Source organism: Prolinoborus fasciculus (genome assembly GCF_056724605.1).
Genome location: NZ_JBWZQN010000146.1, coordinates 1 through 835 on the forward strand (window position 1 = coordinate 1; position 835 = coordinate 835).

Here is an 835-nt window from a genome sequence, read left to right on the forward strand (position 1 = left end):
TAACCTGAGTTCGACATAAAAAATAAATAAAAAAAAGCCTTAGCATCTGTAATATCTTGGTTACGAAGACAAAACATTTCAGAGCAAGGCTTTTTCATGGACTATATTACCGAATTATTTTGTATCTTGGATGATTTCTGCAAAAAGTTTAATGAATCTTTAGAGAAAGCTCTAATTTCTGATCAAAAAACAACAATGAAAAAGTCAGCTTTAAGCTTGTCTGAAGTCATGACCATTGTCATTTTATTTCATAAATCCGGGTTTAGATTTTTCAAATATTTTTATTGTCATATGATCATCCCATTTTGGAAATCAGCTTTTCCCAAGCTTCTTAGTTACAATCGTTTTATTGAAATTATGCCGCGTTGTTTGCAAGCTTTGAGTAGTTTCTTCCATCAAGTTAAAGGAGAAGATACCGGAATTTGTATTATTGATTCGACTAAATTGGTCGTTTGCCATAATCTTAGAATTAAAAGACATCGTGTATTTAAAGGCTTAGCTGGTCGTGGTAAAAGTAGCACAGGTTGGTTTTATGGATTTAAAGTCCATATTGTTATCAACAACTTGGGTGAAATTATTAATCTCAAGATTACATCGGGAAGTGTTCATGATGTTGCTGTACTTGAATCTTTAACCCAAGAGTTAAAAGGTATTTTACTGGGCGATAAAGGCTATCTGAGTAAAGCAAAAACTGAAGCTTTAGCAGCAAGGGGGCTCAGACTATTAACCCCGTCACGCAAGAATATGAAAAATAAACCCATCCAAACTGAAGAAGAAAAACAATTGCTTTGCAGAAGAGGATTGATCGAAACAGTGAATGATCAGTTAAAAAACT

General features: G+C 33.4%; 1 protein-coding gene. It reads left to right on the plus strand.

Annotated elements, in window-relative coordinates:
• Positions 1 to 96 precede the first annotated feature (96 nt).
• On the plus strand, positions 97 to 835 hold a 739-nt coding region (locus tag AC1P5O_RS16630), incomplete at its 3' end, for an IS982 family transposase (RefSeq protein WP_129718044.1).